At 58.4% G+C, this 24,427-nt stretch carries 22 protein-coding genes; 5 read left to right on the top strand and 17 right to left on the bottom strand.

Translation table 11 applies throughout. The annotated features are described in order from the left end of the window. Positions 1 to 50 precede the first annotated feature (50 nt). The 3 genes from nhaB to ND528_RS26065 form a co-directional block, all read right to left on the bottom strand. Positions 51 to 1,553 (bottom strand): sodium/proton antiporter NhaB, encoded by a 1,503-nt coding sequence (gene nhaB / locus ND528_RS26075; protein WP_263471542.1) that lies wholly within the window; start codon positions 1,551 to 1,553, stop codon positions 51 to 53. Between the two features lie 88 nt (positions 1,554 to 1,641). Further along, on the bottom strand, positions 1,642 to 2,931 hold the full coding sequence (locus tag ND528_RS26070; protein WP_263471541.1) for an NHL repeat-containing protein: 1,290 nt from the start codon (positions 2,929 to 2,931) through the stop codon (positions 1,642 to 1,644). 263 nt (positions 2,932 to 3,194) lie between these two features. Beyond that, a complete protein-coding gene (locus ND528_RS26065; protein WP_137213554.1) occupies positions 3,195 to 3,461 on the bottom strand; it encodes a hypothetical protein in 267 nt (88 codons plus the stop codon). Between the two features lie 523 nt (positions 3,462 to 3,984). Here ND528_RS26065 and ND528_RS26060 point away from each other — a divergent pair. Then, entirely contained in the window at positions 3,985 to 5,310 is a 1,326-nt protein-coding gene (locus tag ND528_RS26060) for a sigma-54 dependent transcriptional regulator (RefSeq protein ID WP_137213555.1), read from the top strand. A 61-nt stretch (positions 5,311 to 5,371) separates the two neighbouring features. On the opposite strand, the gene ND528_RS26055 is transcribed toward ND528_RS26060, so the two are convergent. The 10 genes from ND528_RS26055 to ND528_RS26010 all read right to left on the bottom strand — a co-directional run bounded on the left by ND528_RS26055 (position 5,372) and on the right by ND528_RS26010 (position 16,112). Then, positions 5,372 to 7,579, bottom strand: a complete 2,208-nt coding sequence (locus ND528_RS26055) for a hypothetical protein (RefSeq protein ID WP_263471540.1) — start codon at positions 7,577 to 7,579, stop codon at positions 5,372 to 5,374. Between the two features lie 230 nt (positions 7,580 to 7,809). Continuing rightward, positions 7,810 to 9,126, bottom strand: a complete 1,317-nt coding sequence (locus tag ND528_RS26050; protein ID WP_263471539.1) for a hypothetical protein — start codon at positions 9,124 to 9,126, stop codon at positions 7,810 to 7,812. Positions 9,127 to 9,171: 45 nt separating this feature from the next. Continuing rightward, positions 9,172 to 9,918, bottom strand: a complete 747-nt coding sequence (locus ND528_RS26045; protein WP_130910541.1) for a hypothetical protein — start codon at positions 9,916 to 9,918, stop codon at positions 9,172 to 9,174. Positions 9,919 to 9,961: 43 nt separating this feature from the next. Next, positions 9,962 to 10,642 carry a C39 family peptidase gene (locus ND528_RS26040; protein WP_130910540.1) on the bottom strand — a complete coding sequence of 227 codons (681 nt, stop codon included), beginning with the start codon at positions 10,640 to 10,642 and terminating at the stop codon, positions 9,962 to 9,964. Positions 10,643 to 10,708: 66 nt separating this feature from the next. Next, positions 10,709 to 11,710, bottom strand: a complete 1,002-nt coding sequence (locus ND528_RS26035; RefSeq protein WP_212616288.1) for a heme utilization protein — start codon at positions 11,708 to 11,710, stop codon at positions 10,709 to 10,711. A 68-nt stretch (positions 11,711 to 11,778) separates the two neighbouring features. Further along, positions 11,779 to 12,351 (bottom strand): adhesin, encoded by a 573-nt coding sequence (locus ND528_RS26030; RefSeq protein WP_263471538.1) that lies wholly within the window; start codon positions 12,349 to 12,351, stop codon positions 11,779 to 11,781. A gap of 1 nt (position 12,352) precedes the next feature. Beyond that, positions 12,353 to 12,802 carry a hypothetical protein gene (locus ND528_RS26025; RefSeq protein WP_263471537.1) on the bottom strand — a complete coding sequence of 150 codons (450 nt, stop codon included), beginning with the start codon at positions 12,800 to 12,802 and terminating at the stop codon, positions 12,353 to 12,355. Between the two features lie 331 nt (positions 12,803 to 13,133). Next, positions 13,134 to 13,658, bottom strand: coding sequence for an AAA family ATPase (locus ND528_RS26020; protein ID WP_263471536.1), 525 nt, complete (start codon positions 13,656 to 13,658; stop codon positions 13,134 to 13,136). Continuing rightward, positions 13,655 to 14,218 carry a nicotinamide riboside transporter PnuC gene (gene pnuC / locus ND528_RS26015; RefSeq protein WP_263471535.1) on the bottom strand — a complete coding sequence of 188 codons (564 nt, stop codon included), beginning with the start codon at positions 14,216 to 14,218 and terminating at the stop codon, positions 13,655 to 13,657. The genes ND528_RS26020 and pnuC overlap by 4 nt, the downstream gene beginning before the upstream one ends. A gap of 259 nt (positions 14,219 to 14,477) precedes the next feature. Further along, the gene (locus ND528_RS26010; RefSeq protein WP_263471534.1) at positions 14,478 to 16,112 is read right to left on the bottom strand and encodes a methyl-accepting chemotaxis protein; all 1,635 of its coding nucleotides are present in this window, start codon (positions 16,110 to 16,112) and stop codon (positions 14,478 to 14,480) included. Positions 16,113 to 16,418: 306 nt separating this feature from the next. On the opposite strand from ND528_RS26010, the gene ND528_RS26005 reads away from it, so the two are divergent. Next, on the top strand, positions 16,419 to 17,249 hold the full coding sequence (locus ND528_RS26005) for an undecaprenyl-diphosphate phosphatase (protein ID WP_263471533.1): 831 nt from the start codon (positions 16,419 to 16,421) through the stop codon (positions 17,247 to 17,249). Next, positions 17,246 to 17,674: a DUF1294 domain-containing protein gene (locus ND528_RS26000; RefSeq protein ID WP_263471532.1), complete on the top strand. Its 429-nt coding sequence runs from the start codon at positions 17,246 to 17,248 to the stop codon at positions 17,672 to 17,674. The genes ND528_RS26005 and ND528_RS26000 overlap by 4 nt, the downstream gene beginning before the upstream one ends. A 138-nt stretch (positions 17,675 to 17,812) precedes the next feature. On the opposite strand, the gene ND528_RS25995 is transcribed toward ND528_RS26000, so the two are convergent. Next, positions 17,813 to 18,172 (bottom strand): MmcQ/YjbR family DNA-binding protein, encoded by a 360-nt coding sequence (locus ND528_RS25995; RefSeq protein WP_130910532.1) that lies wholly within the window; start codon positions 18,170 to 18,172, stop codon positions 17,813 to 17,815. Next, positions 18,169 to 19,077 (bottom strand): LysR substrate-binding domain-containing protein, encoded by a 909-nt coding sequence (locus ND528_RS25990; RefSeq protein WP_137213560.1) that lies wholly within the window; start codon positions 19,075 to 19,077, stop codon positions 18,169 to 18,171. The genes ND528_RS25995 and ND528_RS25990 overlap by 4 nt, the downstream gene beginning before the upstream one ends. Before the next feature lie 126 nt (positions 19,078 to 19,203). Here ND528_RS25990 and ND528_RS25985 point away from each other — a divergent pair, with 126 nt between their 5' ends. Together ND528_RS25985 and ND528_RS25980 are read left to right on the top strand one after the other, a co-directional pair. Next, positions 19,204 to 19,815, top strand: a complete 612-nt coding sequence (locus tag ND528_RS25985) for an FMN-dependent NADH-azoreductase (protein WP_263471531.1) — start codon at positions 19,204 to 19,206, stop codon at positions 19,813 to 19,815. 167 nt (positions 19,816 to 19,982) lie between these two features. After that, positions 19,983 to 21,020, top strand: coding sequence for an alpha/beta hydrolase family protein (locus ND528_RS25980; protein ID WP_263471530.1), 1,038 nt, complete (start codon positions 19,983 to 19,985; stop codon positions 21,018 to 21,020). A gap of 135 nt (positions 21,021 to 21,155) precedes the next feature. Here the strand turns inward: ND528_RS25980 and ND528_RS25975 are convergent, their stop codons facing one another. Together ND528_RS25975 and ND528_RS25970 are read right to left on the bottom strand one after the other, a co-directional pair. Further along, positions 21,156 to 22,343, bottom strand: a complete 1,188-nt coding sequence (locus ND528_RS25975) for an MFS transporter (protein WP_130910528.1) — start codon at positions 22,341 to 22,343, stop codon at positions 21,156 to 21,158. Positions 22,344 to 22,618: 275 nt separating this feature from the next. After that, positions 22,619 to 24,205 (bottom strand): ABC-F family ATPase, encoded by a 1,587-nt coding sequence (locus tag ND528_RS25970; protein ID WP_016774693.1) that lies wholly within the window; start codon positions 24,203 to 24,205, stop codon positions 22,619 to 22,621. Positions 24,206 to 24,427 lie beyond the last annotated feature (222 nt).

The raw sequence follows: 24,427 nt of genomic DNA, 5'->3' as shown, positions 1-24,427 counted from the left end.
CCCAACGCGTTCGCGAGCAGGCTCGCTCCCACAGGTTTATTCAGTGTTGCTTAGAGCCAGTAGCTCACCGCATACCAGCCCAGCAGTCCCATCACCACGGTATACGGCACCGCCATCCACACCATGCGCCCGTACGACAAACGTACCAGCGGCGCGATCGCCGAGGTCAGCAGGAACAGAAACGCTGCCTGACCATTCGGTGTCGCCACACTCGGCAGGTTGGTGCCGGTGTTGATCGCAATCGCCAAGGTTTCGAAGTGCTCGCGAGTCATGTGCCCGGCAAGGAAAGCCTGTTTCACTTCGGTGATGTAAATGGTTGCGACGAATACGTTGTCGCTGATCGCCGAGAGCAGGCCATTGGCGATGAACAACATGCCCGGCTGTTGATCCATCGGCAGCGCCAAAACCCACTGGATCAGCGGGGCGAACAGTTGCTGATCATGGATCACCGCCACGACGGCAAAAAACACCACCAACAGCGCGGTAAACGGCATGGCGTCCTTGAACGCGCTGCCCAGGCGATGCTCGTCGGTGATGCCGGTAAACGCAGTGATCAACACAATCACCATCAAACCGATCAGGCCGACTTCAGCCAAGTGAAACGCCAGGCAACCAATCAGAATCAGCGCCGCCGCACCTTGCACCAGCAGCGCCGCCGTCTGACGAGGCGTGCGTTTGGCGTTGTCCTCGGCGGCGTAGTTGGCCAAAACCGCGCGGACGTTGTCCGGCAGCAGCGTGCCGTATCCGAACCAGCGCAGCTTCTCCAGCAGCACGCAAGTAACCAGACCCGCCACCAGTACCGGCAGCGACACCGGGGCAACTTTCTGGAAAAACTCGCCGAAATGCCAGCCCATCTCATGGCCGATCAACAGGTTCTGCGGCTCACCGACCAAGGTGCAGACGCCACCGAGCGCTGTGCCGACCGCGCCGTGCATCAACAGGCTGCGCAGGAAAGCGCGGAACTGATTCAAGTCCTCATGGTGTCGCGACGGTAAATGCTGATCGTCACCGAATTCGCTGTCCTGACGCGGATCGTTGCCCGATGCGACACGGTGATACACCGAGTAAAAGCCGACAGCCGCACTGATGATCACCGCCGTCACGGTCAGCGCATCAAGAAACGCCGAAAGAAACGCCGACAAGAAGCAGAACATCAGCGCGAGAATGGCTTTCGAACGCACGCCCAACAGCAGCCGCGAGAAGAGAAACAGCAACAGATCCTTCATGAAGTAAATGCCGGCCACCATGAACATCAGCAGCAGGATCACCGGAAAGTTGTGCAGCAACTCATCGTAAAGCGCTTGCGGTGTGGTCATCTTCAGCAGCAACGCTTCAATCAACAACAAGCCGCCCGGCATCAACGGATAACACTTGAGCGCCATGGCCAGGGTGAAGATGAACTCGATCACCAGTAACCAGCCTGCGGCGACCGGGCCGATAGTGAACAGCACCACGGCATTGAGAATGAGAAAACCGACGATGGTCGCCTTGTACCAGCGCGGCGATTGCCCGAGGAAGTTGTGCGCGAACGCCTGGGCGATTGAACCGGACATCGGCTGCTCCTTTTATTTAGAAGCGCGAAAGTTGCCGGATGTTTCAGGGAAGATCAAGTCGCCGTTAACCTCGATCCTGTTCAATGCTCTATGGATTCAGATAACGCGCAACCATCGCCCGGTAGTTGCCGTCCAGTGAATAACCGCCCACAACAATGGCCCCGTCCGTTTGCACGGCCAGCGAACTGGCTGTGTCGAGACTTCGCCCCAGTCGCGTGCGTAACCAACCTTGGCCCTGGCCGAACGCTGGATCGAGACTGCCGTCAGCTTGATAACGGGCGACCATGAAGTCGGCTTCAACCCCGCCGATGGTGGCGCCTACGGCGACGATGCGGCCGTCGCTCATTGGCTGGGCGGCATTCCATTGGCAACCGCTGGGGCCGATGTCCAACACCTGTGGCTGGCCACGATGACAGTGCAGGTCCGGTCGACCGTTGGCGTGCAGGACAAATGTCAGGCAGCGGATCGGATCGCGGCTGCTGCCGAAGCAATAGAGCCTGTCGTCGGACTCGATGATCTGGCTGACCTGAGTACTGTTGCCATGGGCCTTGAAGGCCATGAAACCGTCCACGGCGAAGCGCTCATCCAGGCTGCCATCGGGGCGATAAACTGCCAACAGGCCTTGCTGCGGAAAGTCGATCGAGCCTGCGACGACGATGCGCCCGTCCTGCTTCAACAGCAGGGTGCTCAGCCAGGTATTGAGCAGCAGGTGGCGGACCATCACGAATCCGCGTCCGTTGAAGGATTCGTCCGGTTGGCCGTCGGGCAGCAGACGAATCAGCATCCCGGCGTGGTCGGCGAGGCTGAAATGATGATTGGCGATCAGCAGAATGCGGCCGTCTTGCTGCACCGCAAAATCACAGGCTTCGACACCCGGCACGCCCGGCGGCAACCAGTTGTCGCGGGTTCCCATGGACAACTCGCCGGGCAGTTGCACGACCTGGAAGCCGTCATCCCCGAAGGTGCGGTCTGGCTGGCCGTTGGTATCGAACAGGGCGAGGGCGGGGAGGGTGCGATGGGTGCCCTCATAATGCAGGCCACCCAGCAGAATCCTCCCGTCAGGCAGCACCTGGACCTTGCCGGCCCTGGCTTCGCAACCTTCGATGAAGCTGCCGATCACGCTGCCCTGAATGGCAAAGGACAAATCCGCCGAACCATCCGCCAGCAGTCGCGCCAGGCCAAATCGGCTTCCCTTTGGCGTACCGACTTTCGCGGCAACCAGAATCCGCCCCTGTGCATCGAGCGCTACATGCTGAGTCTGGCTCGATAGACTGCCGGCAAAGTACACCTGCGCAACACCGCCAATGGCGAATGCCGAGTCGAGCGAACCGGGGTTGTTCCATGCAGTAGGCAGCGCAAAAGTGTTCAGGGTGGACATGCACGCATCTCCTTGCGAGTGAACCGATACCCAGTGATTGGGCGGCTGACTGCACGAGCGAAACATTCAATCCCTGAACCGCGTGAAGCACAACTGGACGGATTAACAGAACGACGGTCGCACTGTGCCAGAACAGTGTCTTGTTGAACCAGTCGCAAGCGAGCCAAGTACTTTGGGTAAAACTGCGCTGAAAGTACCTGCTTATTCGACTACGCATACAACAAGGGCGGATGACTTCAACGTCATCCGCCCTTGTGCGGTTATCAGTGTGGCATCGACCACGATTGCAACTTGTGGCCGTCTTCGCTCAGCTCGGCACGGGCCTGCTGCAGCAGTTGTTCGAGTTGCGCCGGGTCAGAGTAGGCGCTGCTCGGGATCTGTTTGCGACCGATGTGCGAGTTGGTGCGGTCGATGACGGTCAGGCTAAGTTCACCGTTACCGTCTTGTGGCGCCCAGGCCACGCATTGGAAAGGCTTGAACGCGTGGTTGGCAATCAAAAGTGCTTCGTTGATACGCAGCGGGGCAGTCATGGGGTCTTCTCTCTATTGGCGCCCAATCAAATGATGTGCCGTCGGTTGGGCTTACCGTGCGGCGGGTTACTTGTACTGATGCACGCAACCGGGGGGTGGGTCACACTTGAAACAAAGAAATTTCAAGTTCTTTACATAACGGCCGTTCGCTTCGGTAGTCCTGCACATGTCAGGACACCGCGCTGAATTCACCCCTCACCCCAGCCCTCTCCCCGAGGAGAGGGAGCCGATTCGTGGGCTTTTCAAACTCGAGTTCGGCTTGGTCTTTCAGATCGGCGTACCCCGTGCAAACACCTCGGTCAGTTCCCTCTCCCTGGGGAGAGGGCTAGGGTGAGGGGCCGCTCTCTGACACAACACAAATAGTCGATAGCTAACTAACAACCAGGTTTCTTATAACTCTTTCATCAAGCTTCATATAAGCAATCGATACAAGCCCCCGTCAAAATCTTGCTAGTGTTACAACCGGGTCTGCCAAATGACTGTTTTTACAATCATTTATAAAATTTGGCGCCAAGGAGCAGTCATGAGCGAAGCGCCCGCGTCGAGACGTTTACTGGTGGTCGATCCCTGTGACGACTGCCATCGCCTGTTGCCCGGATTGCGCGCCGTGGGTTGGGATGTCGACAGTTGTAATCTGGAAAACGCCGCATCGCGCGCCTGTGACGTCGGTCTGCTGCGTTTGCAGCCGTTCCATCTGGAACGTCCCGAAGCCGTTAAAGAGCTGATCAGCCGCAGCGGCACCGAGTGGATTGCGGTGCTCAATCAGGAAGTCCTGCGCTTGCAGAACGTCGGCGACTTCGTCTGTGAATGGTTTTTCGATTTCCACACCTTGCCCTTCGACGTCTCCCGCGTGCAGGTCACCCTGGGCCGCGCCTTCGGCATGGCACGCCTGCGCGGGCAGGGCACGATTCATGTCGATCAGCCGGAGCACGAACTGCTCGGCGACAGCAAACCGATCCGCGAACTGCGCAAACTCCTGAGCAAACTCGCACCGACCGAATCGCCAGTGCTGATTCGCGGCGAAAGCGGCACCGGCAAAGAGCTGGTCGCCCGCACCCTGCACCGGCAATCACAACGCCACAGCAAACCGTTTGTGGCGATCAACTGCGGGGCGATCCCCGAGCATTTGATTCAGTCGGAATTGTTTGGCCACGAGAAAGGCGCGTTCACCGGGGCACATCAGCGCAAGGTCGGGCGCATCGAAGCAGCCAATGGCGGCACATTGTTCCTCGATGAGATCGGCGACCTGCCGCTGGAATTGCAGGCCAATCTGCTGCGATTTCTTCAGGAAAAGCATATTGAGCGGGTAGGGGGTAGTCAGCCGATCCCCGTAGACGTGCGCGTGCTCGCGGCAACTCACGTTGACCTAGAAGCCGCGATCGAGAAGAAGCGCTTTCGTGAAGACCTGTATTACCGGCTCAACGTTCTGCAAGTGGTAACCGCACCACTGCGTGAACGCCATGGCGATCTATCGATGCTGGCCAACCACTTTTCCCACTTCTATAGCCATGAAACCGGCCGCCGGCCACGCAGCTTCAGCGAAGATGCGTTGATCGCCATGGGCAAGCATGACTGGCCGGGGAATGTGCGCGAGCTGGCCAACCGGGTGCGGCGCGGGTTGGTGCTGGCGGAGGGCCGGCAGATCGAGGCGCGGGATCTCGGCTTGATAAGCCAGCACTCCATTGCCACGCCGATGGGTACCCTGGAGGATTACAAGACTCGCGCGGAACGGCAGGCGTTGTGTGATGTGTTGAATCGGCATAGCGATAATTTGAGCGTGGCCGCGAAAGTCCTTGGGGTTTCGCGGCCTACTTTTTATCGGTTGTTGCATAAGCATCAGATTAGATAATCTCCTAACCTTTAATTTAAACTGATCCCAAACCAAACAGTTTAAATGCAGTTGCGAGGTCTTAACGATGTATTTTTACGGAGATATTTTTTACAAAGGCCGGTTGGAATTGCCCTAGGATAAAGAAGGTTAGTTTTATTGACGTAGGTGTTGCTAAGGTATCTATGTAAAAGCTTGCGCCCCCCTCTTTCCACGTATCTGAAGCGGGCAGTTTTGTATTGATATGCAAAACTTCATCGTGAGCGATCTGAAAGAAATTACCCTCCCCTGCTATATACTCGAATTTAATGGAAATGCTGGTTCCTTTTGAAATTCCTTGAAATGTTTTTGCTATCACGATTCCGTGCTGCCCTGAGGTTATCACTGTTTCGAGAAAATACTCTTCGTTGAGTTTGGCGATTATTGCTCTATAGCTTAATGTCACCCAGTGGTTCCAGTCGTATTCTATGAATGTAGTTAAATCTTCATTATCTGTCTTCAGGCAATATAACCTTTTTTCACATTCTACTGTATCGTCGACGACTGCTTCTCTGAATAGACCAACCATAAGTGAGATTACAATGTTCGAACCTCCCTCACACCCCCGCAACCACTCCACCTCCGCCAAATAACTAAGCCCCACCCCCTGATCATGCACCGCCCCCACAAACTGCTCCTTAACCCGCTCCCCACCACCCGCAAACGTCTCCACATACTTCAACCAAATCGGACATCCTTTCGCGCACTGCAACGGCCAAGCCTCACACAACACCTTTGTATCATCCTTGATCAACCCAACATCCAGCACCTCCCCATCAAACCCCTCAAGTTTCGGCATCGGCATGCTCGACTGCAGCAACTCGCCAATCTTCAATTCCACACTCTGAACCGGTGTTCCCTGTCCGCTGCTGATAACCGAGTATTTCAAAACCACTGGAAGTTGCAGGTTCGCTCCGGTAATCGAGTAAGGGATCTTGAATTCAGTTTTCGTTTGCCCAGCCACTATGATCTTCTTCTGGGGCGGCACCGAACCATCTCCAGGTCGCCCGACCACCTCCAGTTCAATTTCGTCATTGGCATTCAACTTCAAGTTATCGAACACCACTGTGAAGCCGTTTTGATGCACATTCGGATCAAGCACCAGATTCGGCGCTTCGGTGACAGTCGGTGGCTCCAACTGGCTGACTTCACCGGTCACCTTGATGTCGACTTCACGGGATTGACGGGCAGGCAAGTCGCCTCGGATCAAGTCATAGCTGACCTTGGCCGAACCATTGCGGATGAGCAGGATCGCAGCGTTCGGGATCGTAAGATCGAGGATGTTGGGCAGGCTAAGAAGCTTCTTTTTCGCCGGTCCCACAATTACGGGCTGCCCCTGCGGCGGAATACCCGTCCAGGTCAGGCTCAGCTCGTCATTGATCTGGAAATGCTGGTCTGTGAAGAATGCGCGGGCAACGGCATCGTGCCTGCCCAATTGCTTTAGATCGATCGCCGAGACGATTTGTTCATCGACCATAACTAATGGCGCTGGCAAACGGTCGGTAAGGTCCACCGACACATTAGTGATTTTCGACCAAGGCGCCTCTGGATCCGGAAAATTGCCAACGCGGTCGACCACTTGAAAGGACACTTCGACAAGGGGTTTGCTGCCTTCTTTTTTGATGACTTCTTCAGTGAAGGTGACGATGATCGGATTGTTTGCCGGATCAGCGACTTGTGCTTCAGTCACCGGGTAGTACGAAACCAGTTCGTCACCCCAGCGACAAAACATCCGATCATGAGTGGCGATATTCTTGTAAGGCTTCACCAGCATTTTGATCCCACCCCTGGCCATATCGGCATCCACACCCTTCGAAGGGTCGGGATCAAGGGTGTAGAGAAGGCCGGAATGTCCCGGTTCGCTGTCGGTGTCAACGTCGCCAGGGCGGGTGAGTTTGACCCATAACAGCAAGCTATCCGACTCGACCGGACCCTGATTCAATCGGGTAACTATGTAGAAGGCGTTGGCGCTGCCATTGGTGATCTGGCCTGCCGGGATATCGAACGTGAGCTGTTTATTAATGTTGTTTTCATCGATCTCTATGGTACGAACCGGGAAAACCGGGTTATCAAAGTAAAAAGCACACTTGTCCTTCAGAGCCATGTTGAGCCAAGGATCAACGACCCCGGTCAGAGAGCCACTTTTCACTGCTTCCAACGATATGCCACCATGATATTCCTCCGGCGTTTCCAGCTCGGTAGCCAAGGGAATTCGAGGACGAAACAAGTCTGCGGCGCTAAGTACAGTCACGGCTAAATGCTCCTGAACATGCTGATCACGGCGACCAGACACTGCAAGTATCAGAAGTTAATTACGTGAAAAGCACACCTGTCATACCTGACAGGTGCGGGCATGTTTCCGATGAATGGTCGATGAGCAAAAAACCTGAGAATCAAAAGATCGCAGCCTTCGGCGGTTCCTACGTTTGGATTGCGTAATCCCTGTAGGAGCTGCCGGAGGCTGCGATCTTTTGCTTTTGCTTAGAAGTAATACGGGAATTTCAGGCTGAACGAAAAGTCCGGCGCATCATCGGTCATGCCGATCGACAAGTTCGGCACGATCGTCAGGTTGTCGGTCGCCGCAATCGTCATGCCGACGTTGAAGTAACCGGCGTTGGCATCACTGGAAACCACCGATTCCCAATCGCCGCCGTCCTGTTTCAGCTTGCTCTTGCGTTGCACCAGGTCGGAGACCGAGAACGACATACTCATCTTCTCGTTCAGCGCGAAGGCGATACCGGCGCCGATCTGGAAGCTGTCGCCAATCTTCACCTTGCCCGGGGTTTTCTGGTTGACCGTGGAACTGATGTCGTCGAATGACTCCTCGAGGTTGTGGGTGTAGGAGAGGCTGCCGAACAGCACGGCCGGGTCGAACGTCTTGACCAGCGAGATGCCCGGGGTGATCGACCAGACGCCGTTGCCGGTGGGCAGGGTGTCGGGCACGAACAGGTTGGAGTTGGCGTCGGTCTGGCGCAGTTTGATGCCGAACGGGTCTTTGCCGGTCGGCGCCTTGACGCGCAAGGTGACCACGGCGTCCGGGGTGTTGACCGACTCGTCGAGGAACTTGTAGGCGATACCGAAGTTGACGTCACCAATGGTTGGATCCTTGGTCACGGTTTCTTCAGTCGTCACACCGGCCGCGCCCTGATTGCCGCCGCCGGACTGATACGTCGACTCGCGATACACCACCGGCACGTTCAGGTCGAACTGCCAGCGGTTGTCGAAGTTGTAGCGGCCGGTGAGGTCGAGGGTCCAGGTGTCGGCCTTGATCCGGTCGAGGTTGATGTTGCCGAGAAAGATCGAATCCAGCGCAAGGAAGCCGTTGAGGATCAACTGGCGGGTGTCGTAGCGCGAATAGGTCAGGCCGGTTTCGACGCTGAACTTGCCGCCGCCAAAGAAACCGCTGGCTTCGTCATACAGATTGGAAACGCTCTGCGCCGGTTGCGAATCATCGGCCAGTGATTGACCGTAAGAAGCGCCACTGCCCCCGGCGGCGCCTCCCGATGCAGCGGCCGCACCGGTGCCTGTGGCGGCTCCGGCGGCGACGCGATTGCCTTTCATGTCGGACGGCGATTTGGCCAGCCGTTTTGGCGGTGGGGCGGCGGGTGTTTCTTCTACCTGGCGGACCCGTTGTTCAAGTACCGCCAGCGCTTGTTGTTGTTGTTCGTATCGTTGTCTCAGTTCCAGAAGTTCCCGTTTCAGGGCTTCTACATCGGCGTCGGGTGCTGCTTGCAGCATTGCCGCCGGGAGAAGGGTACTCAAACACACTGCAAAACGCAGTGATACTGATCGATACATGAATAAGCCGTCCCTTTAAGCCCAATGATCGAGACTCAGCGTAGTTCAATATCCGATATTGCGTAGGGCGCCGAGTTGGGTCAGGTTGCAATCCAGTGCACCGGCGCTTCTGCCGTTATTGTTAAGTACGACGTTGAGTTGCGTAAGGTTGTTGACCACGTTGGCGCTGCCCAGCAAACGGGTGTTCTGCAGCAGCCCGCCCTGGGCGACCTGTTGCAGCGCGGTGCCCTGATTGCCGCTGGCCTGAATCGCCATTTGCACGCCACCACCATTGGCCGAAACCGCGACGCTGCCGGCGCCGTTGCTGCCGGTGATGGTCTGCCCGGCGACAAGGGCCTGGCCTTGCGAAGGCACCAGAGCCGGGGCCTGACTGGCCTCGCTGACGTTGATCGCGACGTTGTTGTTGGCGGTGTTGCCATCGCCGGCGGCGCGCACGCTTTGCGTCACGCCCTGGCTGCTGTTGAGGCCGGCGCCACCGATGACAGTGCCGGTACCCAATGTGGGAGCACTGCCATTGCCCGACTCCTTGATGGTCGAGACATAGAATTCCGGTTTGACCGTTGCGGCCTGGACCTGCATCGAGGTCGCAGCCCCGATCAAATCGCCGCTGGCGTTGCGCCAGGTGCTGCTCATGACAATGCCGAAGCTGATGATCCGCCCCGGCATGACGTAACGACCGCGCAGCTCGGCGAGCTCCTGGTCCTTGATTTCGATGGGTTTGAATCCGGCATGGGCTAAACCTGACGCACTCGCTGCCAGGCAGGCGGCGGCCAGCCAGTATGAGCTTTTCATCTGCTGCTCCCGGGACATCCAGTCCCATTTTCTAACTCGGCGATTAAAAGAAGTCGCTCTGAATGAACCCGAAATCCATCAGTTCCGCATCTTTGACCGGGTTGAAACTGTCCAGCGAGTTCTTCGCCGTCAGCGGCACGGGAGGGCTGCGCAAGGCGTTGGCCTTGTCGTAACCGGGGCCGACGATGGCAAAGACAATGCCGTTCCAACCTTTGACAAAGTCGTCGTGCTTGTAGCGCTTGTGGCCGAGAACCGGGTCACCGATGTAGACCCAATTCTTGTCCGAGCGCTGCAGGACGACGAAATGCTTGTAGCCACGAATGTCCATCAGGACCACCACCGGAATGGTCACCGCTTCGAGTTTCTCGGGCGGGATCCGGTAGCCACGGGCACGCATGCCGATGCTTTCTACGTAGCGCTTCATGTCGAGCATGGAGAAACCCTGGGTTCGCACCAGGTCCTGGTCAGCGTTGACCAGCATGCCTTTGATGATGTGCTCCTCATCGACGTCGAGCCAATAGGCCTGGCGCAGGACCGTTGCCAGTGCGGCAGCGCCGCAGCTGAAATCGGTTTTCTGTTCGACGATGTCGGCAAACTTGCGCTCACGAATGCTTTGCACGTCCTTGTAGACCAGCACGCCACCCGGCAGGGCAGCCACGGGCATCTGCGCTGCCTGGGTCAGGCCGCACAGGCAAAGCAGAGCGAGGAGGGCAGGAGTCCGCATGATCGAATACGCCTTGTGGAACCTGGGAAAAAAGCCCCGTTGCCGGGGCTTTCGTTTCGATCGCGATTACATGCAGGCTTTGCAACCTGCGGCGATGGACAGCGAGTTGCTTTGTTGGTTGCCCACACCCGCCGAGACGTTGGCTCCGCCGTTGCCGGAGAAGTTGTTCATCGAGTTGGTCATGTTGGCGTTGTTGACGACTGGGGTTTTCCAGCCATCTTTGGTCAACACTTGTTGGGTGGTGACGCCAGCGAGGCCAAAAGTACCCACGGCTTCGAACTTGGCTTTCTGATCATCGTTGCCGCCATGGCCGCCGCCACGGTTGCCCCAACCGCCGTGGTTGTCGTCTTCGATGGTCGCGGTGCCTTTGGCTTTGAATGTGCCGGCAGCTGCATAAGTACCGGTGAGGGTGTCGGTTTTGTAAGCCTGCACGCCTTTGTTTTCCACGACCAGGCCAGTCGAGGACTGGTTGGCAGAGGCAGCAGCCTGCGCTACACGACCACCGGAAACGGCGATGGCGAGGTTGTTTTTCTGTTGGTTGAAGTTGCCGGCGGTCACGTTGATGCCGATGTTGCCGGAACCGTTGTTGCCAGCATTGTTGAGCGTGGCGTTGTTGAAGGTGGACGAGTTTTTCACGTAGTTGTTGTTGTTCACCTGAGTCGCGCTCGAGGCGGCAACAGCATTGCCGAAGATGAAGCTTTCGTCAGCGGTGGCCAGTGCAGCAGCGTTGTCCTGCTGGTTGCCGTCGCCAGCGGCGACGTTGGCGCCCATGTTGCCGTTGGAGCCGTTGAGCGAGTCGCTGGCATTGGCGTTGTTCAGGGTGCCCTGGTTTTTCACCACGTTGCCGTCGCTGTTTTGCGCGTCGAGTACAGCGGCGCCGGCGCCTGCGGTGATCTGCAGCAGTTGTTCAAGATTTGGACCTTGTGGCTGGCCGTGACCGTTGCCGTGTCCATTGCCATGCCCGTTACCATGACCGTTGTTGTCATCACGGCCGCCTGCCTGTGCTGCGATTGCCATCACTGCTGCGAGTGCGAAAACCAGTGGTTTGAGAGCCATTGTAGGTTTCATGGTGTTTCTCCGTCGTGCTTATTAGTTGGGTTAAGTGTTGTTACTTTTCCAATTGCACTTTGTATGGGTCAGTCTGCGACCCGGATGCTCAGGGTGTTAGCCATTCGGTTCCCCACCCCGGCACTCTGGTTCACCTGGATTACCCCGCGGCTGCCGGTGAAGGCCTGATCACTTGTCGTGACCTGGCGACTGCCGATTGAGGTACCAGTTGCTCCTGAGCTCGGTAAAAACGCCACGTTCTGTTGCGAAAGGGCGCTGTCGTCAACGCTCTGCGGGCCGGCACTGATGCTGACGCGCGTCACGTTGGCCATTTGATTGTTGGCACCGGCGCCCTGGTTCACACCGAGGATGCCGTTGCCATTGCTGAAGGAGTTGCCGCCGATGTTGGCGCTCGCGTCGATGGCGCGGCTGGCGGAGGTATCGATGTTCTGCCTGACGCTGGTGGTGGCATGGGATTCGGTGCCGATGGCAATCGCCTTGGTGTTGGCTTGTTGCATCTGGTCACCGGCGGCCTGGTTGACGTTGAAGTTGCCGCGATACTGAGCGCCTGAATCCTGAATGTTTGCCTTGTTGACTGAAGAAGAATCGGCCATGGCGCTGGTGCAGCCGAGCAGGGCGAGAAGCAGCAGGGTGCGATTCATGTCATTGGCCTCCGGCCATGCGAGTCAGCGGCGCCAGGCCGGTGCTCATCGCCCGGTTGACGGTGTTTGAGATGGAGGCGCCAGAACCCCCGCCGCTGCCTGTGCGCATACCGGGCAGGCCATTCTGGTTGGTCAGGGTATTCATGCCGGGCAGGTTGGAGCTGGGCGTGGTCATGTTGCCGCGAATCGACGAGCCGCTGGCGACACTGGCGAAATCGCCGTCGCTGAGTTCGGTGCTGCTGAGGGTCTGGTTGATCCGCGCCGAAGGGTTGGCGTTGACCGTGGTCGGATAGGGGTCTTTGCCGCCATTGCGGCCGATCGGAATCGGCTGAACGTCGCGATTGAGGACGATCACCCCGTTGCCTTCGGCCTGGGCGCTGACGCTGATCAATGCGCTGGCGGCTGATCCGATCAGCAGGAGGCAGGTCAGGCTCTTATTGAAATTTCCCACGGCTGCAATTCCTTCTTCAGTGGGCTGGGTTATTCAGCGTTGTGAAGGTGAGAGCGAAAGCTGTGCCGGTTTTGGATTGTCTTGTTATTTCAATGGCTTGCGGATATGAGCGGATGGCTCTGGTCATTACTGTTTCACCGTTGATACACGCCGGGAGCCGGTTGAGTGCCAACTGACGTTACATAGCTCTGGAACAAGGGTTTGCGCCAATGTGTTTCATCGGCGTAACAGGTCGCGTGACGGAGAGATGAACAGCGTTTGGACGGGGGCTTTGCGCGGTCAGGAGTGTTTCAAAAACGGACAGTTTTGCCCGAAATGCCGCCGTCGCGGCTCAAGTGGACAGCAAACGCTCGACCGCCGCAAAGGCTTGTGTCTGGCGTTCGGCCCAATTGCCTTCGATGATTTGCACAGGCTGTTGATGCTGGATCAACCAGTCGCGGGTGGCTCCGTAGAAGGCCATGCGATCCGCGAGATCCGGTTGGCAGCGCTGGCCGTCTTCCGCCCAGTCGACCTGTTGCGGCGACAGCAGCAGGTGCAGGTCGTAATGACGCGCAAGCAATTCGGTTTCCAGCCAGTCCGGGCAGTCACCGAACAGGGTCTGGCTCCAGAGCATGTTGCTCAGCAGATGGGTGTCGAGGATCAGCAGCGCGGGCTGTTTCGCCCGTGCCTGATCTTCCCATTGCAACTGGCCCCGGGCGATATCGGGAATATCCGCGAGGCAAGTGTCGCGTGGGTTTTCTTCGATGAAGCGGCGAACATACTCATCAACCCGCACGCCGCCGAAATGCTGCTCGAGACCGGCCGCCAGCCAACTCTTGCCGGTGGATTCCGGGCCGGTGAGAACCACGACTTTCATGTGCGCAACGCCGGATCGGCGCGCCATTCCCGCCAGCCTTGCACGGCGAGCAGGGTGAACAGCGCATAGAGGCCGGCAGTCAGGTACAGGCCTTTATAGATGAACAGGCCGACAAAAATCACATCGAGGACAGACCACAGCGCCCAGCATTGCAGGCGTTTCTGCGCCATCCATAGTTGCGCGACCAAACTGAAACCGGTGAGCGCAGCATCGAGCCACGGCTGTGCGGCATCGGTCCAGTGCGCCATCGCGGCGCCCAGCAAGATGCTGCCGATTGCGCCGATACCGAGGCCGAGCAGAATCGAGCGTGTATCGAGGCGGGTGACTTCGCGACCGTCATGCATGGTTCCGGCGCGAGTCCACTGCCACCAGCCGTAGATCTGCAGCGCGGCGTAGATCACTTGCAGCAACATGTCCGAATACAGCTTCACCTCAAAGAAGATCCAGCTGTAGAGCAACACCATGACCAGCCCGATCGGCCAGCACCATGGATTCTGCTTGACCGTCAGCCACACGGCGATGACCCCGAGGGCAGCGGCAAACAGTTCAAGCCCGGACATGAGGGATCCTTGGGGAGTTAAAGAAGGGGGCGGATTGTACTGCATTAGTAAGATCAAAAGCCCCCTCACCCTAACCCTCTCCCGGAGGGAGAGGGGACTGATTGGGGGACGCTTTGGAGCAGCGTCGGTTTGAACGATTTTCGTTGAATCCATAATCGACTCGATTGCTCAGGTCGATGTATGACGCCAGACCCCTCGGTCGGCTCCCTCTCCTCGGGGAGAGGGCTGGGGTGAGGGGTGGGCTCACCTCGGTGACCGGTCAGACCCGGAACTGGCGCAGCAACCCGTTGAGCTGTTCGCTCAGTTGTCCAAGTCGCAGACTGGCTGCACTGGATTGTTCAGCCGCCAACGCAGTGCTGTGCGACAGCCCGGCCGCCTGGGTCACGTTCTGGTTGATGTCCTCGACCACATGCGCCTGTTGCAACGTGGCGCTGGCGATCGAGGCATTCAGCCCATTCAGATTACGCAACGCCTGGCCAATCGCATTGAGACTCGCCCCGGCCAGTCCCGCCTGTTCAATGGTCAGTTGCGAGGCTTTGCTGCTGTCGCCAATCACCTTCACCGCAGCCTCCGAATGATTCTGCAGGCGCTCGATCATCGACTGAATCTCCGCCGTCGATTTCTGCGTACGTTGCGCCAGCAAGCGCACCTCATCGGCTACCACGGCGAACCCACGACCTTGCTCACCCGCACGTGCTGCTTCAATCGCCGCATTGAGCGCCAGCAGATTGGTCTGCTCGGCGATCGAGCGAATCACCTCCAGTACGCTGCCAATCTGCGTGCTCTCGGAAGCCAAGGTGCGGATCACTTCCACCGCCTGATCGATCGTGCCCGAGAGTTTGTCGATCTGCTGCAAGCTGCCGTCAATGTTGATCTGGCCCTGTTGCGCCTGCGCCTCGGCATCACGCATTTCAGCGGCGGCGTGTTCGGCGTTTTTCGCCACGTCCTGCACGCCGTAGGTAACTTCGTTGATTGCCGTGGCCACCAGTTCCATCTGCTGCGATTGCTGCTGACTGCGCTGCTGCGCCTGCGATGCGTCGTTGCCCAGCTCGCTGGACGACTGACCCAAGGCACTGGCGGACACCTGCAACTCACCAATCACCCGACGCAACTTGGCGGTGAAGGCATTGAAGTGATGGGCCAGTTCGGTGACTTCATCCTTGCCATAAGTATCGAGGCTGCGGGTCAGGTCGCTTTCGCCGCTGGCGATGTTGGCCATCGCATTCACGGTTTCCTGCAACGGACGGACGATGCTGCGTGCGATCAGGATCACCAGCAGCGCCATGATCAGCGCAATCGCCAGGCCGATTGCCGACGCCTTGATCATTTGTCCCTGAAATTCCGCCTGCACGTCGTCGACATACACGCCGGAACCGATCACCCAGCCCCACGGCTCGAACAGCTTCACATAGGAAGTCTTCGCCACCGGATCCGTCGCCCCCGGTTTCGGCCAGCGATAATTGACCATGCCAGCGCCCTTGGCCTTGGCAATGGCGACCATTTCGTTGAACACCGCAAAGCCGTCCGGGTCGCGGATCGCCGAGAGGTTCTGGCCTTCGAGTTTGGGGTTGGTCGGGTGCATGACCATCACGGGGGTGAGGTCGTTGATCCAGAAGTAGTCGCTCTGGTCGTAGCGCAGGCCACGGATTGCGGTCAGCGCCTGTTTCTGCGCGGCATCCCTGGTCAAGGTGCCGGCGGTTTCCAGGCCGTGGTAGTAGGTGAGCAGGCCGCTGGCGGTCTGCACCACATGCTGGGTTTTCTGCGCCTTGGCGCTGTAGAGGTCGTCGTGGATCTGCTTGAGCATCAGCACGCCCAAGGTCAGCAACATGACCACCGCCACCACCAGGATGAGCCACAAGCGTCGGCTGATCGACACACTGCGCAAGCTGTTCATAACGCTGTCACTCCGGATTCTTGTTCTTGTAATAAACGATCGCCAGCATCCAGCCACAGCTGAGTGCTCGGGACTGCGCGATTCAAGCCTTTCAACGCGGGAAGCGCTATTAAGGCTTGTCTGTTAAGATTTCGGCCCCGCGCGTGAAAACCTGAATCCGTTTTTGAAATTTCACGGAATTTTTACCGTTTCGTGTGGATCCTGTGCGCGCGGAATCGGTACAGCTTCAACCAGCTACGCTGAACGCAGTGAACACTAGAAAATACTATCGGGGCATGCCGGTGTGCATCGCTCTCTGGGGGATTGATGGATCTTTGGACTGCCTTGCAGGCACTGATACTAGGCGTTGTAGAAGGGCTGACGGAGTTTTTGCCCATTTCGAGTACCGGACACCAGATCATCGTTGCCGACTTGCTGAACTTCGGCGGCGAACGGGCCATGGCGTTCAATATCATCATCCAGCTCGGCGCGATTCTCGCGGTAGTCTGGGAGTTTCGCCGCAAGATCCTCGACGTGGTGATCGGTCTGCCGACCCAGCCGAGTGCACGGCGTTTCACCGCCAACCTGTTGATCGCCTTCCTGCCAGCCGTAGTGCTCGGGGTGATTTTTGCCGATCTGATCCACGAATACCTGTTCAACCCGATTACCGTGGCCGCAGCGCTGGTCATCGGCGGAATCATCATGTTGTGGGCCGAACAGCGCCAGCATGAAGTGCATGCCGAAACCGTCGACGAGATCCGCTGGACTGACGCCTTGAAAATCGGCTTCGCGCAATGCCTGGCGATGATTCCAGGCACCTCGCGTTCCGGCTCGACAATTATTGGCGGCCTGCTGTTCGGCCTGTCACGCAAGACCGCCACCGAGTTCTCGTTCTTCCTCGCCATGCCAACCATGGTCGGTGCGGCGGTGTATTCGGGCTACAAATACCGCGATCTGTTCGTGCCGGCGGATTTCCCGGTTTTCGCGATTGGTTTCGTCACGGCATTCATTTTCGCCATGATCGCTGTGCGCGGCCTGCTCAAGTTCATCGGCGGCCACAGCTATGCAGCCTTTGCCTGGTACCGGATTGCCTTCGGCCTGTTCATCCTGGCGACCTGGCAGTTCGGCTGGGTGGACTGGTCGGCAGCGAAGGCATGAATGATTCCCGCGGACGCCGCCCGGAAGGCCGGCCTGCGGGCGGGCGCGTTCAGCATCTGAGGTTGAAACTGCTGGTACTGTTGATCGTCTGCGCGCTGCCGTTGTTCGGCTCGCTGTCGATGTGGCTCAGCGGCATCTCGCCGGTGCCGCTGGCGGCGTACGGGATTGTCAGTGTGCTGGCGTTCTTTGTGTACTGGGCCGACAAACGCAAAGCTCGCGCCGACGCCTGGCGCACCCCGGAAAACATCCTGCATGCGTTAGAACTGGCGGGCGGCTGGCCGGGCGCCTTGGTCGCGCAGCAGGTGTTCCGGCACAAGACCCGCAAGGTGTCGTTTCAGATTCTGTTCTGGGCGATCGTGTTGTTGCATCAGGTGTTCTGGATTGACCAGATGTTTCTCGGATCGAACTTGCTGTCGCTGATCTGAGGAAAACACATTCCTCTGTAGCTGCCGAAGGCTGCGATCTTTTGATTGATCGTTCCCACGCTCTGCGTGGGAATGCAGCCAGGGACGCTCTGCGTCCCAAAAGATCGCAGCCTTCGGCAGCTCCTACACGGGATCGGTTTACAGCTTCAGGCCGATTTGGGTTTTCCTAGGCAACCTGCTCACCACCAGTTGATGCGATCGCTGCAACAAACCCCGCAATTCCTCGGCACCCAGCGGGTAGGGCGGATGCATGATGATCCACTGCGCCCGCGCCAGATACGGCGCCGGATGAATCCCGGGGCGGTCGCAATGGCCGAGAAACAGATCCTTGTCGACCTTGAACGCCAGCGAATCCCCACGCAGCCCCTGCAAGGCAAACATCTTGTTGCCGGCAATCGAAAATACCCGCACGCCGCCCCATTTGTAGTCTTCCCGCGCGCCGGGCAGGGCCAGACAAAACTCGGCAACCTCGGCTTCGCTCATTCTTCCTTGTTTCATAGAAACCTGTCCCCGCAGGCATTGAACGATTCGACCAGGTGATCGATCCATGCGCGTACCGCCGGCATCACTCCGCGCCGGTGCGGATACACCGCTTGCAACCAGCCGCCGGGCAATGACCACTCCGGCAGCACCTGCACCAGTGTGCCGTTACGCAATTCCGTTTCGCAGAACATCATCGGCAGCACGGTAAAGCCCTGACCGGCCAGCACGCAGGCCTTGCGCACTACGAAGTCATCGATGCCCAACCGCGCTTCCATGCTCAGATCGACGCTCTTGCCCTGTTGATCAAGCAGACGCACATGCACCATCCGATCGGCTTCCAGCGCGCCGAGCACCGGCAGATTCTTCAGGTCCTGCGGATGATTGATGGTTTTGCCTTCCATGAAGGCCGGGCTGGCGATCACCACTGCTTGGGCCTGACGCAAGCGCCGGGTTACCAGCAACGGATCTTCATCGCCGTGATCGCGCACGCGCAAAGCGACATCGATGCCTTCGGTGACCAGATCGACCCGGCGATTGAGCAGTACGACCTCCAGCTGCACCTGCGGAAACTTGCCGAGAAAGTCGCTGATTACCGTCGGCAGCATTTCATGGGCCAGACCGGTAGGGCACGACACCCGCAAGCGCCCGCGCGGCTCGCTGGACATGCTTGCTACCGCTTCATCGGCCATTTCCGCTTCCAGCAACATCGCCTGACAGTGGCGCAAATAGCGTTCACCGACGGCAGTGAGATTGAGTTGGCGGGTGGTGCGTTGCAGCAGACGTGCGCCGAGGCGCTCTTCCAGTTCGGCGATCCTTCTTGAAAGCCGTGACTTGGGAATGCCGAGCAGGCGCCCGGCGGCGGCAAATCCGCCGGCTTCGACCACCTTGGCGAAATAGTAGAGATCGTTGAGGTCCTGCATGCGCGTTTCCAGTCGTTCTATCAATGGGACGAACTATCGCATCGTCGGCGACTAATCAGCTATTGGTTTGTTGCGTAGGATTGTCTCCATTCCGTCGCCGCCGGCGATTCTTTCAGGAGAACCCATATGAAACTGTTGCACATCGATTCGAGCATTCTCGGCGACAACTCGGCTTCCCGTCAGTTGAGCCGTCAAGTCGTCGACGCCTGGCAAGCCACCGAGCCAAGCGCCGTAGTCACCTACCGCGACCTGGCCGCCGACGCGATCAGCCACTTCTCGTCGACCACACTGGTTGCCGCCGGCACCACCGCCGAACTGCGCGACGCTGCGCAACAGCACGAAGCCGAGCTGAGCGCTTCGACCCTGGCCGAATTCATCGCTGCCGACGCCGTGGTGATTGCCGCGCCGATGTACAACTTCACCGTGCCGACCCAGCTCAAAGCGTGGATCGACCGCATCGCCGTGGCCGGCCAGACTTTCCGCTACACCGAAGCCGGCCCTGAAGGCCTCTGCGGCGGCAAGAAAGTGGTGATCGTGTCGACTTCCGGTGGCATCCACGCCGGTCAGGCCAGCGGCATCGCTCACGAAGAATATCTGAAGCTGGTACTGGGCTTCCTCGGCATCACCGATATCGAAATCGTCCGCGCTGAAGGTCTGGCCTATGGCGAAGAAGTGCGCAACAACGCCATGAGCGCTGCACAAGCGAAGATCAGCGAGCAACTGTTCGCCGCTGCGTAAGGCTTGCGTAAAGAACAGCCGATGTTCAGGTAATGCCCAAAAAACTCTGTATTCTGGTTCCGCAAGGGCCGAATACGGAGTTTTTTGTTTCTGGCTGTTACATAATCTGGCCCGGGTTATGCAGTTTCAGCACATCCGACGATGTGGTCCGACAGGGTGGGGCATTCATGAGGCATCTTTGTGCAATGTTGCTGATTTGCCTGCTGGGCAGCCTGAATTCGGTGCAGGCCGCACCGGGGCGCCACCCTGTCTGGAGCGTCGGTTATCACGAGATGACCTTTCTCGACCCGCTCGACCTGCAACCGATGCGCGCCATCGCTTTTTATCCGTCCAGTGACCGTGAGCACATGAGTTTGCTTGAGGGCTATTCCGTGGAGGCTGGTGAGGACACCAAGGTCGCGATCGGCCGCTTTCCCATGTTGATGCTCTCCCATGGCAATACCGGCACGCCGCTGGCCTTGCATGATCTGGCGACGTCGCTCGCTCGCAAAGGCTTTGTCGTGGTGGCGGTGATTCATCCCGGCGACAACTGGCGCGATCACAGCCGACTCGGCACGTTGAGCAATCTTTACGGGCGGCCAATCCAGATTTCCCAAGCGATCACCGCGACGCTCGGTGACAGCATGCTCGCGCCTTTCGTCAATGCTGACCAGGTTGGCGTGATTGGCTATTCGGCCGGTGGCGAGACCGCGCTGATTCTTTCCGGGGCGCAACCGGATCTGGATCGTCTGCGCCGCTATTGTCAGGAACGCCCGGACGATCACGACGCCTGCAACACCCAGGGCGAGCTGATTGTTGATCGCGATGACTTGCAGCCGGTGGCCGATCCACGGGTTCACGCTTTATTGCTGATGGCGCCGCTGAGCCTGAAGTTCGGCCGCCATACCCTCGCCGATGTGCATGTGCCGGTGCTGCTCTACAGCGGCGACGGCGACAAACTGGTGGCCTTCGATAAAAACGCTGCGGCTTTGGCGCGCAAACTGCCCACTGCGCCGGACTTCAAACTGCTGGCCGGGGCAGGGCACTTCGTGTTCATGGCACCGTGCACCGAAGAGCAGATCCGCGCCATGCCAGCGTTGTGTACCGATGCCGACGGGGTGGATCGCGAGGATATTCACCGCAACCTGATCTCCGAGGCCGGACGGTTTTTTGCCCATGCACTGGGCAAATCGAGCAGGGCGGGGATGCAGACGGCGGATCAATAACTTCATCACCCCCCACCAATTCCTGTAGGAGCTGACGAGTGCAACGAGGCTGCGATCTTTTGACTTTGATTTTTCAAGATCAAGAGATCGCAGCCTCGTTGCACTCGTCAGCTCCTACAGGGGAATCGTGTGGTTTCAGGAGGTTGCGCGGCGCTTGAGAACGAGGGTCAGGCCCAACCCGGTCACCGACAACAATGCCGCGCTGAAGAAGATCCATGAATAGCCCAGATTCAACGCCACCGCGCCCATCAGCGGCCCGGCGATCGCCAACGCCAGATCAAAGAACACCGCATAAGCTCCCAGCCCCGATCCGCGACTGGAACTCGGCACTTGTTTGATCGCCTCAACGCCCAGCGCCGGATACACCAGTGACAGCCCGAACCCGGCCAGCCCTGCGCCCATCAACGCATACGCAGTGGAGGGCGCCAGCCACAACATCACCAGGCCGACAGTTTCCACCGACATGCAAACGATGGCCGAGGCAAACCCGCCAAACCGGGCGATTGCCGAGATGAACAATAGCCGCGAGAGAATGAAACACACGCCAAACACGGTCAGGCAATAGGCCGCGCCGGTCCAGCCTCGGTTGAGGTAGTAAAGAGTGATGAAGGTGGTCAGCGTGCCGTAGCCGATCGAGGCGAGGGTCAGGCTGGTGCCGTACGGCGCAATCTTGCCGAACACCGCCCAGAATGACAGGCGCTCGCCACGAATCACCGGCACCGAAGGCTTGTTGCGAATCAACCACAGCGCACCTGCCGCCAACGCCGACAGCGCGAGGCCAAGGCTGACAAAACCATATTCGGCAACCATCACCACGCCCAGAGGCGCACCAATTGCGATCGCGCCGTAAGAGGCGATGCCGTTCCAGCCGATTGATTTTGCCGTGTGCTCGACACCGACCTGACCCATGCACCAACTGATGGTGCCGACGCCGATCAGGCCTTGGGCGATACCGAGCAACAAGCGCCCGGCAATCAGGATCAACAGACTGGTCAGCGGAAAACTTTGCAGCAAGGTCGACAGCAACGTCAGCGCGCCACTGAGGACAATCCCCCACAAGCCATAAATGATCGCCCGCTTGGTGCCAAGGGTATCCGACATGCGCCCGGCCATTGGCCGACTGAGCAGTGTGGCGAGGTACTGCGAACCGATCACCAGGCCGGCAATGATCGCGCTGAAACCGAGTTGCTCATGGACGTAACCGGGCAATACCGCAATCGGCAAACCGATACAGAGAAAGGCAATGAAGGTGTAGAAAACGATGGAGACGATCTGCAGGGTGATCGCCAGGGAGCTTTGCGGGGGCAGTGGCTGCGCAGACATGAGCACTCGTTCGCGGGCGGCGGTGGGAGAGTTGCCGACATCATGGCGCGGGGCTGGGATAAAAGAAAGCAGGCTAACTACTTTCCCTTGGGATTGATGGGGCTGCTGACGGCCCCTTCGCGAGCAGGCTCGCTCCCACATTTGAAATGCATTCCCCTGTGGGAGCGAGCCTGCTCGCGAATATCTGCGCACCGACAATTCCCAACCGCCGAATGCAAAAAGCCCCGTCACACGGACAGGGCTTTCAACTTGCAGCTTGAAACTAAAAGCTGCCCTTAGAAAACGACACCCTGGCTACGCAGGTAGTCGTCATAAGTGCCGCTGAAGTCGGTCACGCCGTTCGGGCTCAGCTCGATGATGCGCGTGGCCAGGGACGATACGAACTCACGGTCGTGGCTGACGAAAATCAGCGTGCCCGGGTAGTTTTCCAGCGCCAGGTTCAGCGCCTCGATCGATTCCATGTCCAAGTGGTTGGTCGGTTCGTCCATGATCAGCACGTTGGGCTTTTGCAGGATCAGCTTGCCGAACAGCATGCGACCTTGTTCACCACCGGAGATGACCTTGACCGACTTGAGGATCTCGTCGTTGGAGAACAGCATCCGGCCCAAAGTACCGCGAATCATCTGCTCGCCCTGGGTCCACTGACCCATCCAGTCGAACAGGGTGACGTCGTCTTCGAAGTCGTGAGCGTGATCCTGAGCGTAGTAGCCCAGCTCGGCGGCGTCGGTCCATTTCACGCTACCGGCATCCGGGGTCAGTTCGTTGACCAGGGTGCGCAACAGGGTGGTCTTGCCGATACCGTTCGGGCCGATGATCGCAACGCGCTCGCCGGCTTCAACCTGGAAGCTGAAGTCTTTGAACAGTGGCTTGCCGTCGAAACCCTTGGCCATTTTCTCGACCATGACCGCCTGACGGTGCAGCTTCTTGTTCTGCTCGAAACGAATGAACGGGCTGACGCGGCTGGAAGGCTTGACCTCGGCCAGCTGGATCTTGTCGATCGCCTTGGCGCGGGAGGTGGCCTGCTTGGCTTTCGAGGCGTTGGCCGAGAAGCGGCTGACGAACGATTGCAGCTCGGAAATCTGCGCTTTCTTCTTGGCGTTGTCCGACAGCAGTTGCTCGCGGGACTGGGTCGCCACGGTCATGTATTCGTCGTAATTGCCCGGGAACAGACGCAGCTCGCCGTAATCCAGGTCAGCCATGTGCGTGCACACGCTGTTCAGGAAGTGACGGTCGTGGGAGATGATGATCATCAGGCTGTTGCGCTGGGTGAGGATGTTTTCCAGCCAGCGAATGGTGTTGATGTCCAGGTGGTTGGTCGGTTCGTCGAGCAACAGCACTTCCGGATCGGAGAACAGTGCCTGCGCCAGCAACACGCGCAGTTTCCAGCCTGGCGAAACTTCGCTCATCGGGCCGAAATGCTGTTCCAGCGGAATGCCCAGACCCAGCAACAGTTCGCCGGCGCGGGATTCGGCGGTGTAGCCGTCCATCTCGGCGAATTCGGTTTCCAGCTCGGCAACGGCCATGCCGTCTTCTTCGGACATTTCCGCCAGCGAGTAGATGCGATCGCGCTCGGCCTTGACCTTCCACAGCTCTTCGTGACCCATGATCACGGTGTCGATCACGGTGAATTCTTCGTAGGCGAACTGATCCTGGCGCAGCTTACCCAGACGCACGTTCGGCTCGAGCATGACTTGGCCACCGGACGGATCGAGATCGCCGCCGAGGATTTTCATGAAGGTCGACTTGCCGCAACCGTTGGCACCGATCAGGCCGTAGCGATTGCCTGCGCCGAATTTGACCGAAACGTTTTCGAACAGCGGCTTGGCGCCAAACTGCATCGTGATGTTAGCTGTGGAGATCAATTACCTTACCTATCAATGGGTTAGAGCTGGTCTGTGGTGCCTGGTACCGGACTTGAGTACCAATCTGGAGCTTTTCCAGCTCCCCCCAGTCTGTGCTTGAGTTGAGCCAACGCGCATAAGCCGTCCGCAACTGGGGCCGTTGAAGGCAAGCTGCTGAGCGACGAGTACGGGGTTCTTGTTGGACATTGGCGCGCATTGTCGCATAACTCAGACGGCAGTTAT

This window comes from Pseudomonas mercuritolerans (genome assembly GCF_025706525.1).
Classification (GTDB): Bacteria; Pseudomonadota; Gammaproteobacteria; order Pseudomonadales; family Pseudomonadaceae; genus Aquipseudomonas; species Aquipseudomonas mercuritolerans.
The sequence above is the reverse complement of the archived record's forward strand: the minus strand, read 5'-3'. Positions and strand labels throughout refer to the sequence as shown.